The 14,469-nt window shown below is 27.3% G+C and carries 15 protein-coding genes; 5 read left to right on the top strand and 10 right to left on the bottom strand.

The window, feature by feature from the left end:
* Positions 1-226 precede the first annotated feature (226 nt).
* Together ruvC and purN are read left to right on the top strand one after the other, a co-directional pair.
* Complete coding sequence (gene ruvC / locus AFAEC_RS11515; RefSeq protein WP_026806578.1) at positions 227-697, top strand: crossover junction endodeoxyribonuclease RuvC; 471 nt, start codon at positions 227-229, stop codon at positions 695-697.
* 11 nt (positions 698-708) lie between these two features.
* Complete coding sequence (gene purN / locus AFAEC_RS11510) at positions 709-1,290, top strand: phosphoribosylglycinamide formyltransferase (protein WP_306459132.1); 582 nt, start codon at positions 709-711, stop codon at positions 1,288-1,290.
* A 9-nt stretch (positions 1,291-1,299) separates the two neighbouring features.
* Here the strand turns inward: purN and trpB are convergent, their stop codons facing one another.
* On the bottom strand, positions 1,300-2,502 hold the full coding sequence (gene trpB, locus AFAEC_RS11505) for a tryptophan synthase subunit beta (RefSeq protein ID WP_026806580.1): 1,203 nt from the start codon (positions 2,500-2,502) through the stop codon (positions 1,300-1,302).
* Positions 2,503-2,567: 65 nt separating this feature from the next.
* Between trpB and AFAEC_RS11500 the strand changes: the two genes are divergently transcribed.
* The 3 genes from AFAEC_RS11500 to AFAEC_RS11490 all read left to right on the top strand — a co-directional run bounded on the left by AFAEC_RS11500 (position 2,568) and on the right by AFAEC_RS11490 (position 6,404).
* On the top strand, positions 2,568-3,860 hold the full coding sequence (locus AFAEC_RS11500) for a saccharopine dehydrogenase C-terminal domain-containing protein (RefSeq protein ID WP_026806581.1): 1,293 nt from the start codon (positions 2,568-2,570) through the stop codon (positions 3,858-3,860).
* 65 nt (positions 3,861-3,925) lie between these two features.
* Positions 3,926-5,227, top strand: coding sequence for an aminotransferase class V-fold PLP-dependent enzyme (locus tag AFAEC_RS11495; protein ID WP_026806582.1), 1,302 nt, complete (start codon positions 3,926-3,928; stop codon positions 5,225-5,227).
* 283 nt (positions 5,228-5,510) lie between these two features.
* Positions 5,511-6,404: a metallophosphoesterase gene (locus AFAEC_RS11490; RefSeq protein WP_225442378.1), complete on the top strand. Its 894-nt coding sequence runs from the start codon at positions 5,511-5,513 to the stop codon at positions 6,402-6,404.
* A 25-nt stretch (positions 6,405-6,429) separates the two neighbouring features.
* Here AFAEC_RS11490 and AFAEC_RS11485 read toward each other — a convergent pair whose 3' ends face one another.
* From AFAEC_RS11485 to AFAEC_RS11445, 9 genes are all read right to left on the bottom strand, one after another.
* On the bottom strand, positions 6,430-6,870 hold the full coding sequence (locus tag AFAEC_RS11485) for a hemerythrin family protein (protein ID WP_026806584.1): 441 nt from the start codon (positions 6,868-6,870) through the stop codon (positions 6,430-6,432).
* 66 nt (positions 6,871-6,936) lie between these two features.
* The gene (locus AFAEC_RS11480; RefSeq protein WP_026806585.1) at positions 6,937-7,962 is read right to left on the bottom strand and encodes a sulfate/molybdate ABC transporter ATP-binding protein; all 1,026 of its coding nucleotides are present in this window, start codon (positions 7,960-7,962) and stop codon (positions 6,937-6,939) included.
* 3 nt (positions 7,963-7,965) lie between these two features.
* The gene (gene cysW, locus AFAEC_RS11475) at positions 7,966-8,826 is read right to left on the bottom strand and encodes a sulfate ABC transporter permease subunit CysW (RefSeq protein ID WP_026806586.1); all 861 of its coding nucleotides are present in this window, start codon (positions 8,824-8,826) and stop codon (positions 7,966-7,968) included.
* Positions 8,823-9,677, bottom strand: coding sequence for a sulfate ABC transporter permease subunit CysT (gene cysT / locus AFAEC_RS11470; protein ID WP_026806587.1), 855 nt, complete (start codon positions 9,675-9,677; stop codon positions 8,823-8,825). The genes cysW and cysT overlap by 4 nt, the downstream gene beginning before the upstream one ends.
* Positions 9,678-9,858: 181 nt before the next feature.
* Entirely contained in the window at positions 9,859-11,019 is a 1,161-nt protein-coding gene (locus tag AFAEC_RS11465) for an OmpP1/FadL family transporter (protein WP_026806588.1), read from the bottom strand.
* A 12-nt stretch (positions 11,020-11,031) separates the two neighbouring features.
* A complete protein-coding gene (locus AFAEC_RS11460; protein ID WP_026806589.1) occupies positions 11,032-11,460 on the bottom strand; it encodes a DUF4395 domain-containing protein in 429 nt (142 codons plus the stop codon).
* Between the two features lie 30 nt (positions 11,461-11,490).
* Complete coding sequence (gene cysK, locus AFAEC_RS11455) at positions 11,491-12,423, bottom strand: cysteine synthase A (RefSeq protein ID WP_026806590.1); 933 nt, start codon at positions 12,421-12,423, stop codon at positions 11,491-11,493.
* Positions 12,424-12,455: 32 nt separating this feature from the next.
* The gene (gene cysE / locus AFAEC_RS11450) at positions 12,456-13,214 is read right to left on the bottom strand and encodes a serine O-acetyltransferase (RefSeq protein ID WP_051487651.1); all 759 of its coding nucleotides are present in this window, start codon (positions 13,212-13,214) and stop codon (positions 12,456-12,458) included.
* 15 nt (positions 13,215-13,229) lie between these two features.
* Entirely contained in the window at positions 13,230-14,450 is a 1,221-nt protein-coding gene (locus tag AFAEC_RS11445; protein WP_026806812.1) for an EAL domain-containing protein, read from the bottom strand.
* Positions 14,451-14,469: the final 19 nt, after the last annotated feature.

Raw genomic sequence — 14,469 nt, 5'->3', positions numbered from 1 at the left:
TTAATCCTAAACTCTTTTCTTGTAATGCTAAATATTATATCTAAATATTATATAAAATAGCTTCAAGAAAGTAAAAAGAGTATAAAATATTAATAAATAATATTTTGTTCACATAGTGAATAAGTTGTGAATAAATTTTATCTTTTAATTAAATAAATATATAAAACATTCGATATAATGGTGTTTTTATTTATGTGAATAAAATAATTTATAAAAGAGTGAAATATTGAAAATATTAGGAATAGACCCAGGCACACGAAATTGTGGTTATGCAGTTATTGAAAAAAGTGGAAGAGATTTGAAATTAATTGAAGCTGGACTTATAAAAATAAAAACAACAGTTTTACAAGAGCAAATTGTTGAAATGACAGAAGGTATAGATTTGATATTTAAAACTCATAAAATTGATGAAGTATCAGTTGAAGATATGTTTTATGCTTTTAATCCAAAAACTGTTATAAAACTAGCACAATTTAGAGGAGCTATCTCTCTTAAAATATTACAAAATTATGGAAATTTTGCAGAATATACACCACTTCAAGTAAAACAAGCTGTAACTGGAAATGGAAAAGCAGCAAAAGAGCAAGTAGCTTTTATGGTTAAAAAACTTTTAGGAATAAAAAAAGAGATAAAACCACTTGATATAACTGATGCTATTGCGATTGCTTTAACTCATGCTCAAAGATTAAAAAATTAAAAAGGAAAAATATGATAAAAAAAATAGGAATATTAGCTTCATATAATGGAAGTGGATTTGAAACAATACAAAATGCAATAGAAGATGGAATTTTAGATGCAAAAGTTTGTGTAATTATTACAAATAATAGTAGTGCTGGAGTAATAAATAAAGCAAAAAAATATGGAATTGATAGTTTTATTGTAAATTCAAAACTTTATCCAGATGAAAATCTTGATTTGAAAATAACTCAAATTTTAAAAGATTATGAGTGTGACTATATATTTTTATCAGGATTTATGAAAAAAATTGAGGAAAATCTTTTAAAAGCCTTCCCTAAAAAAATTATAAATACTCATCCTGCAATTTTACCATCAATTTATGGAGGAGCTGGAATGTATGGAAGTTTTGTTCATCAAGCAGTTGTAAAAAATGGTGAAAAAAAATCAGGAGTTACAATTCATTATATTGATGAAAATTATGATGAAGGTGAAACAATTTTAATAAAAGAGTTAGAATTAAATGCAGATGAAACTGCCGAAACTTTAGAAACAAGAATAAAAGATTTAGAAAAAATAGCAATAGTAAAAGCTTTTAAAAAAGTTTTAGCTTAAGCTAAAACTTTAATCTATTGGAAAATTTTCTATTACAAAATCTATATCTTTATCACCTCTACCACTTAAATTTACTAAAATAGATTTTTCTTTATGCTCTTTTGCATATTTCATAGCAAAAGCAATAGCATGAGAAGATTCTAATGCTGGAATTATTCCTTCAAGTCTTGAGAGTGTGTAAAAAGCTTCAACAGCTTCGTTGTCTGTACAAAGTCCTATTTTTGTTCTTCCTATACTATTTAAATATGCATGTTCTGGACCAACAGATGGATAATCTATTCCACTAGCAATTGAATGAACAGGTGCAGGTTCACCATTTTCATCTGCAAGCATTATAGAGTTAAATCCATGCATAATTCCCTCTTTCCCATAAGTTATGCTTGCACTATGTTCTCCTATTTTATCTCCTTTTCCTGCTGGTTCAATAGCATAAAGTTCTACACTATCTTCAATAAATGCACTAAAAATACCCATAGCATTACTTCCACCACCAACACAAGCAGTAACCATATCAGGAAGTTTTCCAGTCATTTCAAAAAATTGTTCTTTTGCTTCAAATCCAATTACACTTTGAAAATCTCTTATCATTTTTGGAAAAGGATGAGGACCAACAACTGAACCAATAGCAAACATAGAGTTTTTTGTATCACTTAAATAGCTTTCAAAAGCACTATCAACAGCCTCTTTTAGAGTTTTTAAGCCTTTTGTTACAGGTACTACTTTTGCCCCTAGAATTTTCATTTTAACAACATTTGGGTGCTCTTTTTTTATATCAACTTCACCCATATGTATCTCACATTCCAATCCAAAATATGCAGCAGCAGTTGCAAGTGCAACTCCATGTTGTCCAGCACCTGTTTCTGCTATTAACTTCTTTTTACCCAAATATTTTGCTAAAAGAGCTTCAGCCATACAGTGGTTTAGTTTATGAGCACCAGTATGATTTAAATCTTCTCTTTTTAAATAGATATTTCCATCTACTTTAGTAGATAAATTTTTTGCAAAATATAGAGGAGTTGGTCTTCCTTGGTAATATTTTCTAATAGTTTTTAGCTCATTTAAAAAATTAAAATCTTTTGAAAGTTTATTATATGCCTCATTTATTTCATTAAATGGTTCAACTAATGAAGGTGGAATATATGAGCCACCAAACTTCCCAAAATATCCATTATTATCTGGGAAACTTTCTAAATATGGTTTTTGTTTTTGCATATTAAGTACCTTTGAAATAGAATACAAAAATATTATCATATTTTAAATAATTTTTCGGGGGTTATATGAGAGTTGTATTTTTTGGAGTAGGAGCAGTTTGTAGTGTTATTTCAACACTTTTATGTGAACAAGCTAGTAAAAATTTAAAAAATTGTGTAAATTTTTTATTTGTTGTAAGAGATAAAAAAAAGGCAAAATTGCATTTTTATAAAAATAGTGAACTTTTAGAAAACTCAAAGTTTTTGGAAGTAAAAAATTTTGAAGATATTTTTGAAAATTCACATAAATATAAAAAAGAGTTAAAAGATTATGATATTTTTATAAATAGTTCAACACCATCATATAATTTATCTATTATGAGGCTAGCTTTAGAGTTTAACTCAAATTATGCAGATTTAGCAAGTGATATTTATAAAGAGGAAGTTATAAATAGTTTGAAATTTGAACAACAAAATTTACAAAATGAGTTTAAAAAGAGAGAACTTTTTGCTTTAATAAATCTTGGAATCTCTCCAGGAATTACAAATTTTTTAATAGGAGAAAGAATTGAATCACTCAAAAATCTTCCTTATGAGGTAAAAATTACAAAGCTTGAACTCAATTTACTTGAAGAGATACAATCAAAAAAACTGATTTTTTCGTGGTCACCAAAAGTTGCTATTGATGAACTTGCATTTTCTCCAATATTTTTTAAAAAAAATAGAGTAAAAACCATAGAGCCTTTCTCAAAATCAAAACAGTATAAGTTTCCCTATTTTAGAAATATTATAGATATATATCCAGTTTTTCAAGAGGAGTTAATCTCTTTAAAACAGAGTTTTCCAGAGATTGAAAATATTAAATTAAATATTGGTGGAAATGAACTAGAGTTGATGAAAAGTCTTTATCAATTAAATCTATTTTCAGATAAATATTGCTTTGAAAATGAAGATGAAAAGATTTCAATAAATAGCATAATAAAAAATATTGTTCCAAAAATGAAAAGCCCACAGATTATAGAAGATTATATCAAGAAAAAAACTATAAAATATGCAGAATTTAGTGCAATTGCTGATATTTATTTAGAGATTTCATATCCACAAAAAAAGAAAAAGATTAAAAGTTTAGAGTCTATTGGTTTATCATTTAGTAAATATACAGATCTTATAAAAACTCCATATAGTGGAAGTACTTATGTCTCTTATCCAACAGGAATTGGAGCAGGAATTTTGATATTTTATTCACTTTTAAATAAAGAGTTTTTAAGTGGTGTAATTTTGAGTGAAGAGTTACCAAAAATACTTGGAAATAGTACAAATGATATTATAAAAAGGGAACTTAGTAGCTATAAAATAAATATTTATAGTCAAATTAAATAGTTTTAAATACAAATAAGCTAAAATTATAACTTATATAAATAATTATAATTTTAGAAGAGACTTTTATGCAAAAAGATATTTTTAGACCATTTTTAAATGAAAATATAGATATTTTAAATTTTTTAAGATATAACACAATAGGAAAGAATAAAGAGAGGTATTTTGATTTTACGGCTTCGGGCTTGGCATTTAGACAGATTGAAAATCGTATTCATGAAGTACTTGAAACTTATGCCAATACTCATTCAAAAGAGTCATCAAATGCAAAAACTACAACTTTTTATTATGAAAAAGCAAGAGAAAATTTAGCCAAAAATTTTGAGTTAAATGATGATTTTACAACTCTTCCAAGTGGTTGTGGTTCAACGGCTGCTATAAAACATTTTCAAGAACTTATGGGACTTTATATTCCACCTGCAACAAAAAAAAGATTTAATTTTAAAAAAGACAAGAAAAAAGCACCTTTAATTATAGTTGGACCTTATGAACATCACTCAAATGAACTCTCTTTTAGAGAATCTTTAGGAGATATTAAAAGAGTAAAATTAACTTCGGATGGGCTTATAGATTTAAAACATTTAAAAAGAATTTTACAAAAGAGTAAAAATAGAGAGATTTTTGCCTCTTTTTGTATAGCTTCAAATGTAAGTGGAATAATAACTCCATATAAAAAAATATCAAAACTTTTGCGAAAATATAATGCAATAATATGTTTTGATGCAGCAGCTTCAAGTGCTTATATGAATATTCCTTGCAAATATTATGATGTGATGTTTACCTCTTCTCATAAACTTTTAGGTGGACCATCATCTTGTGGATTATTGATTATAAAAAAATCTTTAATTGATACCTCTTTAGCTCCAACATTTAGTGGTGGTGGAACAGTAAAATATGTAAATAAAAAATCCCAAATTTATGAAGATAGTATAGAGTTAAGAGAAGATGCAGGAACACCTGCAATTATTCAGCTAATAAGAGCATCTTTAGCTTATCAACTTAGAAATGAAGTTGGATTTGATTTTATAAAAAAAAGAAAAGATGAACTTTTAAAATATCTTTTAGCTGAGTTAAGAACTATTCCAAATTTAGTAATTTATGGAAATCAAGAAGTAGAAAATATAGGTATTGTATCTTTTAATATAAAAGGGTTTAATCCATATAATTTATGTGAAAAACTATCAAATCATGGTAACTTTCAAACTAGAGCAGGATGTGCTTGTGCAGGACCTTATGGTCATGATTTATTGGGCTTAAAAAAAGTAGATATGAAAAATAGACCAGGTTGGCTTAGAGTTGGAGTTCATTATATGCAGACAAAAGAGGAGATAAAAGCTTTGGTTGATAGTATAAAAAATAGTTTGATTTAAAATAAATTATTAACAATCTATTTAAAAACTATTAACCAAAAACTTCTATACTTTCTTTATGAGTTTTTTGATTTTCTTCTTGGTTTATTTTATAGCCTTCTCCTTTCAGACCTATATAATAAAACAAAGGTTTATAAATAAACTAGATTTTAATCTTAAAATTAGAAAGTATTTTAGCTTTGCATTATATTTAACATTTTTTGGTGCTTTAATGTACCCTCTTGCTAGATACTTTCCTCTAGTGCCAAATTGGCTCTATTTTCTCCTTTCCCTACCAATTGGGGTGATTTTTTTAACATTTATTATTACAATTATTCATGATATCATCTCAATTGGTTTTAAAAAATCAAAACTATCAACAAAAAGAAGAAACTTTTTAAAAAAGACACTTGATATTGGTACAACTTCATTAATCCTTGCAACAAATTTAAAAGCTATGGATAATGCAAGACATATAGAGATAGAAGTTGTAGATGTAAACATAAAAAAGCTTCAAAAACCTTATAAAATAGTTCAGATAAGTGATATTCATATTGGTGGATTAATTGATAAAGATTTTATAAAAAATTTAGTAGTTAAAGTAAATATTTTAAATGCAGATATTGTCGTAATAACTGGAGATTTAGTTGATACAAAATTGGAGTTTGCAAAAAAAGCTTTAGATGAATTAAAAAATTTAAAATCAACTTTTGGAACTTTTTTTATAGTTGGAAATCATGAGTATTTCCATGGAGTAAAACCAATAATTGACTATGTAAACTCTTTGGGAATTAAAGTTTTGGAAAATGAAAATATCTATATAGGAGAAGTAAATAAAGGGTTTTATTTAGCAGGAGTTTATGATAGATTTGGTTTTAGATATGGCTCTTATACACCAGATATTAATAAAGCTTTAGAAAACTGTGAAAAAAGCCCAGTTGTACTTCTTGCTCATCAACCAAAATATTTAAAAGATTTAGAAGATACAAGTAAAATTGATTTGGTTCTTTGTGGACATACTCATGGAGGACAGATTTTCCCTTTTAATTTTTTAGTAAAACTTGAACAGCCTTATGTGAAAGGTCTTCATCAGCACAATGAATTTACACAAGTGTATGTAAATAAAGGAACTGGATTTTGGGGACCACCAATGAGACTTGGTGCTAGTAGTGAAATTACAGTCTTAAATATAAGTTAATGTGAGACTAAAGTCTCACTTTTTCTTACATCATAGAGCAAGGACTCATTCCTGTGTTAAAAAATCTTGCAGTTACAGTATCCATACTTCTAATATGATTTACTAGCCAATTTATTAAATCATATTCAATATAGTTTTTTAAAGCTTCTATATCTCTATTCTCTTCAAAATCAATCCAAACAGCTTTTATATCTTCGATATTTCTGTCATGTTCACCTTTATGAAAAGGATAGGCAAAAAAACCTCTTTTTTGCATCTCCTCTTCTTCTGTTAAAAAGTGTTTAACTGTATGGTTTATCCACTCTTCATATATAGATTTTAGATTCTCAAAATTTTCATTTGAGTTGTTTTTCTCAAATATTTCAATATTTTCATAAATTTTATTTATTAAATCTACATCTTCAAAGTGAGTATTGTTCATAAATTCAGCATCAACCAAAGGTAGATTATTTTTATCTATTAGCATTTTTTATTCCTAAAATTTTTTGCTATTTTACATAAAACCTATATAAGTTTTATTGATAAAAATCAATTAAATTCCTGCTCCATCCTCAAAACTTCTTAATTTTCTTGCTCGAACTCCTACTATATCATCTTTTTTAAGATTTTTATTATTAAATTCATAGTGTGCCATTTCAATTAAAATAGTTCTCTTCTCATCTTTTAAATCTGTTAATTCTAATTTTACAAAAGACCCAGCTAATTGAATATATTTTATTTTTGCTTTTTTTATTGCTTCATTATCATTTTGTGAAACTATTTCAAGTTCGTGAGGACGAATTAGAAATTTATCTTCACTTCCATCATCTTTTCTTTCATGAAATAGATTTACATTTCCTAAAAAGTTTATTACAAACTCATTTTGAGGATTGTGGAAAACCTCTTCAGGAGTTCCTATTTGCTCTATTTTTCCTCTGTTTATAACAACTATTCTATTTGCAACTTCAAGTGCTTCTTCTTGGTCATGAGTTACTAAAACAGTTGTTATTCCTAACTCTTCTTGAAGCTCTTTTAACCATCTTCTTAAATCTTGTCTTACTTTTGCATCTAATGCACCAAAAGGTTCGTCTAAAAGTAGAACTTTTGGTTCAACTGCTAAAGCCCTTGCAAGTGCTACTCTTTGTCTTTGTCCTCCTGAGAGTTGCCATGGGAAACGAGAAGCAAAACCATCAAGTTGGATAAGTTTTAAAAGTTTTGTAACTTTTTCTTCAATCTCTTTATTAGAAAGTCTTTGTTTTTTTGGTTTTACTTTTAAACCAAAAGCTATATTTTCAAAAACTGTCATATGTCTAAAAAGTGCATAATGTTGAAATACAAAACCTATATCTCTATCTCCTATATCTTTTTTTGCAACATCAACTCCATTAAATAGTATCTCCCCTTTATCACTATTTTCAACTGTTTCAAGCCCTGCTATCATTCTTAGAAGTGTTGTTTTCCCACTTCCTGAAGGTCCTAAAAGGGCTAGTAGTTCTCCTTCAACTATCTCTAAATTTATATTTTCAAGAGCAACAAAGTTGCCAAAATATTTTGTTAAATTCTTTACTTCTATTTTCATTTTCTACTCTTTATCTTCTAATTTTTTAATTTTTCTTTGAACTTTCCACTCTAAAATATATTTTAATACTAAAGTTAAAAGTGCTAATATTGCCAAAAGTGTTGAAACGGCAAAAGCTGCAACAAAGTTATATTCGTTATATAAAATCTCAACTTGAAGCGGCATAGTATTTGTTATTCCTTGAATATGTCCAGAAACAACAGATACTGCTCCAAACTCTCCCATAGCTCTTGCATTACATAAAATTACTCCATAAAGTAATCCCCATTTTATATTTGGTAAAGTAACTTTCCAAAATGTCTGAAATCCACTAGCTCCTAAGAGTAAGGCAGCTTGTTCTTCATCATTACCCATCTCTTGCATTAGAGGGATTAATTCTCTTGCAACAAATGGAAATGTTACAAATATTGTTGCTAAGACAATTCCAGGAACGGCAAAGATAATTTGAACATCATTTGCGATTAACCAAGACCCAAACCAACCTTGAGCACCAAAAAGTAAAATATATACAAATCCTGAAATTACAGGAGATACTGCAAATGGTAAATCTATTAAAGTTATTAAAAAACTTTTACCAAAAAATGAGTATTTTGCTATTGCCCATGAAGCACAAATACCAAAAATTACATTTAGAGGAACAGCAATAATTGCAGTGATAAATGTTAATTTTATAGCACTTAATACATAAGGGTCATCAAAACTTAAAAAATATGCTTCATACCCTTTTCTAAAAGCTTCTGCAAATATTGTAATTAAAGGAACAACAAGCATTATGCTTAGAAATGCTAAAGCTGTAAAAATCAATAGATATTTTACTAATCTTGACTCATTTTGTGAACTTTGTGAATTGCTTATAGTTTTCATATTGCTTCCATTCCTTTTCTTCTTGAACTCCATCTTTGAAGTATATTTATGATTAATAACATTACAAAAGAGATTAATAGCATAACAACTGCGATGGCCGTTGCTCCTGCATAATCATATTGCTCTAGTTTTGTAATAATTAAAAGAGTACTAATCTCTGTTTTCATTGGCATATTTCCAGCGATAAATACTACTGAACCGTACTCTCCTAAAGCTCTTGCAAATGAGAGAGCAAATCCAGTTAAAAGTGCAGGAAAAATAGTTGGAAGTATAACTTTATAAAAAGTTTGCCATCTTGATGCTCCCAAACTAGCACTTGCTTCTTCTTGCTCTGTTTGTATCTCTTCTAGTGCAGGTTGTATAGTTCTTACTACAAAAGGTAGTCCTATAAAAATTAAAGCTATTGTTATACCTATTGGAGTAAAAACCACTTTTATTCCAAGTGGCTCTAAATATTGTCCAAACCAACCTTGACTTGAATATAAAGTTGTAAGTGCTATACCTGAAACTGCTGTTGGAAGAGCAAATGGTAAATCTACTATTGCATCAAAAACTCTTTTTCCAAAAAATGTATATCGTACTAAACACCAAGCAACAATTAATCCAAAGAATGTATTTACTAATGCGGCAATTAAAGAAGTTATAAAAGTTAATTTATAACTAGCAATAACTCTAGTATCAGTTGTAGTTTTTATAAAAGCATCAAAACCCATACTAAAAGCTTCAGAAAATAGTGCTATTAGTGGAATGAGTACAATAATACTTAAATAAAAAACGGTATATCCCATAGTTAAACCAAAACCAGGAATTGGTGATTTTTGTCTTTTTAATATTCCAAAATTTAATCTCATTTAAAACCTTTTATTCAATATACATTTTATTGATGAATATTGAAAATCTATAAAAAAATAGATGATTAAATTAATCATCTATAAAATTGGTGAATTATATCTATTTTAATTTGAATTGTCAAGAAGAGTTAAAAGAAGTGAAAAAGTTTTCAAATATTTCTCACTTATTATTTCCTAAAATTTAGAATTTATATTTAAACCCTAAAGTTGCTGAGTTTTCACTATGTGATACTTTTATAGAACTTCCATTAAGCCCAGTTGTTGTTATACTATTTTTTGGAGCATAAATAAATCCAAAGTCAAATGATAAATTCTTAGATAAGGTTGTTCCCGCTCCGAAAGTGAAATGCTTTTCTTGAGTTGCTGGAAAAAAAATGTAATTAAATGTATTAAGAACTTGTTGAGTAGATGTTATTCCAGCATAATTTGTGATTGGATTTTTTGAATAGTTATATCCAATTCCATACCATGTTCCATTCTCTTCATATTTAATTCCTAAAGAATATACATCTTGGTTATTCCAGCCAAAATCTTTATATCCTGTTGCACTTTGCCACTTTATTTTTTTATAATCTGTTGAAAATGTGAAATTATTTATATCATAAGATAGACCAACTCCATACTCTTCAGGTTGTTCTAATTTATTACTAAATGTTGAAGAAATTAAACCAAAATTTACAAATGGAGCAGAAGCAGTTGATAAGGTATTTTTATACTCTAATTTTATTGAAGATTGATAAGTAGCCCCTATTTTTAAATTTGGTGTTATATTATATGCTGTTCCCAATTTATAACCAAATCCTAAATCATCACTTTTCCCTAAACCATTAGGAGTATTTGTTGGGTCAATATAAGAGATATTTAATTCACCATATTGAATAAGTGGAGATATTCCAAAAGAGAAATCTTCATTTTTATACGCAAGTGTTGGTGCAATTTTTAGTAAAAGCAAATTTGTTCTAGCATCCCATAAAGAAGGATTTTGACTATTCCTAAAATCAACTCCCATTCCAGCTGAACCAAATAAACCTAAACCAAAATATAAATTATTATCTAAACTTTTACTATATGCAAAATGAGGGATAAAATTTTTATCTGCTTTACTTTTTGTTTCATTTGTTTTAATTGTTGGAGTAAAATATGTTACTCCTATATCAAGTTCATCATTCTTTGTTTCACTAATTAAAGCAGGATTTGAGAAAATATTTGATGAACCCAAAAAGTTAGCAATTCCTGTTCCTCCTAATGCTCTTGATTTTGAACCATAGCCTATTAAATTATCACCATTTGTTGCAAATAGTGATAAAGAACTAAATAAACTAAGAGTTATTATTTTTTTCATTTTTTTCCTTATTTAAATCAATTTTTTATAAATATAATAAATTTCACAACCCAAACAAAAGCTAAAAAATGCCTCTAAACTACTACAAATTAATAAAAAAATTATACTTATATATAAGGCAATTTTTAAATCTAAACTATACAAAATAATTGTAATAAACATAAAAAATAGACCAAAAAACATAGCCCATCTTTTTGAACCTGAATCTGTCATTTTTGTTTTTAGTTTAAATATCTTTTTAATGGCTTTTGAAAAATTAAAAACTAAACTATATGTATTATATTTTGATACTCGAATTATAAAATCAATAAATATAAAATATAAAATTAATACATTTGAACTTATTAAAAAAGATAGAACTAAAATAGTTATAATAAAAGCATTTATTCTAACTATTGTTCCATCTATTTGTTTTAACGATATAGGACAAGATTTTGACATTAATTTGTACTTTAATATAATAAAGAGAGCTTACTCTTCAATATAGTCGTATAACCCAGAGCTTAAATATCTTTCACCAGTATCACATAAAATAGTAACAATAGTTTTACCTTTGTTTTCAGGTCTTGAAGCCACAATTTTTGCTGCTAAAGCATTTGCTCCTGAAGATACACCTACAAGTAAACCTTCTGTTTTCGCTAAATTTCTTGAACTCTCTATTGCATCATCATTTGCAATTTTAATAACTTCATCATAAATCTTTGTATTTAATACATCAGGTACAAAACCAGCACCAATACCCTGTATTTTATGAGGACCAGGATTTCCACCACTTAAAACAGGAGATGCTTCAGGCTCAACAGCAATAATCTTTATATTAGGATTTTTTGCTTTTAAAACTTCACCAACACCAGTTAATGTTCCACCAGTTCCAACACCAGCAATAAAGATATCAACTTTATCATCTGTATCTTTTAAGATTTCTAAAGCTGTAGTCTCTTTATGAATTGCTGGGTTTGCTTCATTTTGGAACTGTTGTAAAATAATAGAGTTAGGAGTTCCCTCTTTTAACTCATTCGCTTTTTCAATAGCACCTTTCATACCTTTTTCAGCAGGAGTAAGAACTAATTTAGCACCTAAAGCTTGAAGAAGTCTTCTTCTTTCAATACTCATAGAAGCAGGCATTACAAGGATAAGTTTTAATCCTAAAGCAGCACTAACACTAGCTAATGCAATACCAGTATTACCACTAGTAGGCTCTATTAAAGTTGAATCTTTGTTTATAAGACCATTATTTAGAGCAACTTTTATCATATTTGTACCAATTCTATCTTTTACTGAATGGCTTGGATTCATAAATTCACATTTACCTAAAACTGTTGCACCACTTGTGTGACTTGCATCTTGTAGTTTTATTAGTGGAGTATTCCCTATTAATTCTGTTATATTTTTTGCATATTTCATCTTTTCTTCCTTCTTTTTTAAATTAATTTTTACTAAATTCCAGCACCATCAATTAAATAATCATCTAATAAATCAAAATTAACACTCTTTTTATTTTGACTTTTATTTAATTCATTAAGATTATCTCTACTTATAATTTCTTTATCTTCAAGTAGTTTTTCTAATAATTCAATTCTTTTATTTAAATATTTAAATGCTTCTTTATCAATATCAGGTAAATCACTATGAGTGAATTTCCCAAAACGATCATATCGTTTTATAATTCTTGCAGGAATTCCAACAGCAGTTGAATAATCAGGAATATCATTTATTACAACTGAATTTGCACCAATTTTGCTATTAGAACCAACAGTAATATTACCTAAAACTTTTGCACCACTTCCAATAACACTATTTGATTTAATGGTTGGATGTCTTTTGCCTTTATTTAAACTAACACCTCCAAGAGTAACACCTTGATAAATTAAAACATCATCTTCAATAATTGTAGTTTCGCCAATAACAACACCAATTCCATGGTCAATAAAAACTCTTCTTCCAATAGTTGCTGCTGGATGAATATCAGTATTTGTTAGAAATTGACTAATCCCACTATAAACTCTCGCTAATCTTTTAAAGCCTTTTAAATAGAATTTATTTGCCACTCTATAATTTATTATTGCCCAAACACCAGGGTAATTAAAAAAAATTTCTAATCTTGAATTTAATGCAGGATCATTATTTTTTGGAAGATTAAAATCCTCTTTTATCTGTTCAAATAATTTTATTTTTCCATTTTTACTTATTCCCATTTAAGTAATCCTTACCTATTTTAAATCTTTAACATTTTTTGGTTCATCAAACCAATACCCTTGAAAATAGTCGATATTTAACTCTTTACAACTTTCATAAATCTCTTTTGAAGAGACAAATTCAGCGATAGTTTTCATACCTACTTTTTGTGCAAAAAATACTATTGCTTCAATTACAGCCTTTGCTGTTTTTGATCTATTTATATCTTGAATTATAGAGCCATCAATTTTTATAAAATCTGCTTGGAGTTTTACTAAATATGAAAAATTTGAGTAACCTGTACCAAAATCATCTATTGCAATTTTTACTCCTAAGTTTTTAACTATTTTTATAAAAGAGATTACCTCTTCAAGACTTTCTATCCCTTCACTCTCTGTTATTTCAATAGTTAAAAAATCTCCAATATCAAACTCATATATTTTTTGAATTAAAAAATCAATAACATCTTTCTCTAAAATATCACTAATTGATAGATTTATACTAAACTGAATAGATCTATTTTCAAAAAACTCAAAAGATTTTTGAATTACTTTTTTTGTAATTTCGCTATATAAATTTATCTTTTTTGACCTATCTATAAAAAAATAAGGAGAGACAATTTTTCCTTTTGAGTCTTTCATTCTTACTAAAATCTCATATTTTTTTTCATTCTGATTATTAATTGATTGAGCAAAAATCTCAAATTTATCTTTTTTTATAGCTTGAATAATTTGTGTTTCCCAATATAAATCTTGTTCTATAGTTGAAGAGGTTGGATGACAAATATCGTGTTGCTCGCTATCATAAATAACTAAATTATGTTTTACAACTCTTGTTTGTTTTAGTGCAAATTCTGCACTAAAAAGAAGTTCTGTATAATTTATAGCAACTCCAGCTCTTAAAGGTATATATACTTTATAACCATCAAGTTCAATGGGAGAGTATCCAAAATACCAAATAATAGCTTTTACAGTTTGAATAAATCTATCTTTTGAAATATCACTACTTGAAGTAGCAGCAAAAATATCTCCTCCTAAATAGTAAATATTACTATTTAAAAATTTCTCTACCAATCTCAAAGATATTATTTTTAAAACCTTTTCCCCAAACTCATATCCATAATAGTGGTTTATATTTCCAAATCCATTTATATCAAAGATTGCAACTTTATTGAATTTGTTATCTTTGTTGTCTTTAATAAAAACTTTTCTATTTGGAAGATTTATTCTATTCTCTTCATTCTCTTTATCTATCATTTTAACCCTTATTAAAATA

This window comes from Aliarcobacter faecis (assembly GCF_013201705.1).
In the GTDB taxonomy this organism is placed as follows: Bacteria; Campylobacterota; Campylobacteria; order Campylobacterales; family Arcobacteraceae; genus Aliarcobacter; species Aliarcobacter faecis.
The sequence above is the reverse complement of the archived record's forward strand: the minus strand, read 5'-3'. Positions and strand labels throughout refer to the sequence as shown.

What these genes read in the sequence shown, in the direction of transcription:
- purN (WP_306459132.1), top strand. Translation starts at nt 709, where the DNA reads ATGATAAAAAAAATAGGAATATTAGCTTCATATAATGGAAGTGGATTT.
- trpB (WP_026806580.1), bottom strand. Translation starts at nt 2,502, where the DNA reads ATGCAAAAACAAAAACCATATTTAGAAAGTTTCCCAGATAATAATGGA.
- AFAEC_RS11500 (WP_026806581.1), top strand. Translation starts at nt 2,568, where the DNA reads ATGAGAGTTGTATTTTTTGGAGTAGGAGCAGTTTGTAGTGTTATTTCA.
- AFAEC_RS11495 (WP_026806582.1), top strand. Translation starts at nt 3,926, where the DNA reads ATGCAAAAAGATATTTTTAGACCATTTTTAAATGAAAATATAGATATT.
- AFAEC_RS11485 (WP_026806584.1), bottom strand. Translation starts at nt 6,870, where the DNA reads ATGCTAATAGATAAAAATAATCTACCTTTGGTTGATGCTGAATTTATG.
- AFAEC_RS11480 (WP_026806585.1), bottom strand. Translation starts at nt 7,962, where the DNA reads ATGAAAATAGAAGTAAAGAATTTAACAAAATATTTTGGCAACTTTGTT.
- cysW (WP_026806586.1), bottom strand. Translation starts at nt 8,826, where the DNA reads ATGAAAACTATAAGCAATTCACAAAGTTCACAAAATGAGTCAAGATTA.
- cysT (WP_026806587.1), bottom strand. Translation starts at nt 9,677, where the DNA reads ATGAGATTAAATTTTGGAATATTAAAAAGACAAAAATCACCAATTCCT.
- AFAEC_RS11465 (WP_026806588.1), bottom strand. Translation starts at nt 11,019, where the DNA reads ATGAAAAAAATAATAACTCTTAGTTTATTTAGTTCTTTATCACTATTT.
- AFAEC_RS11460 (WP_026806589.1), bottom strand. Translation starts at nt 11,460, where the DNA reads ATGTCAAAATCTTGTCCTATATCGTTAAAACAAATAGATGGAACAATA.
- cysK (WP_026806590.1), bottom strand. Translation starts at nt 12,423, where the DNA reads ATGAAATATGCAAAAAATATAACAGAATTAATAGGGAATACTCCACTA.
- cysE (WP_051487651.1), bottom strand. Translation starts at nt 13,214, where the DNA reads ATGGGAATAAGTAAAAATGGAAAAATAAAATTATTTGAACAGATAAAA.
- AFAEC_RS11445 (WP_026806812.1), bottom strand. Translation starts at nt 14,450, where the DNA reads ATGATAGATAAAGAGAATGAAGAGAATAGAATAAATCTTCCAAATAGA.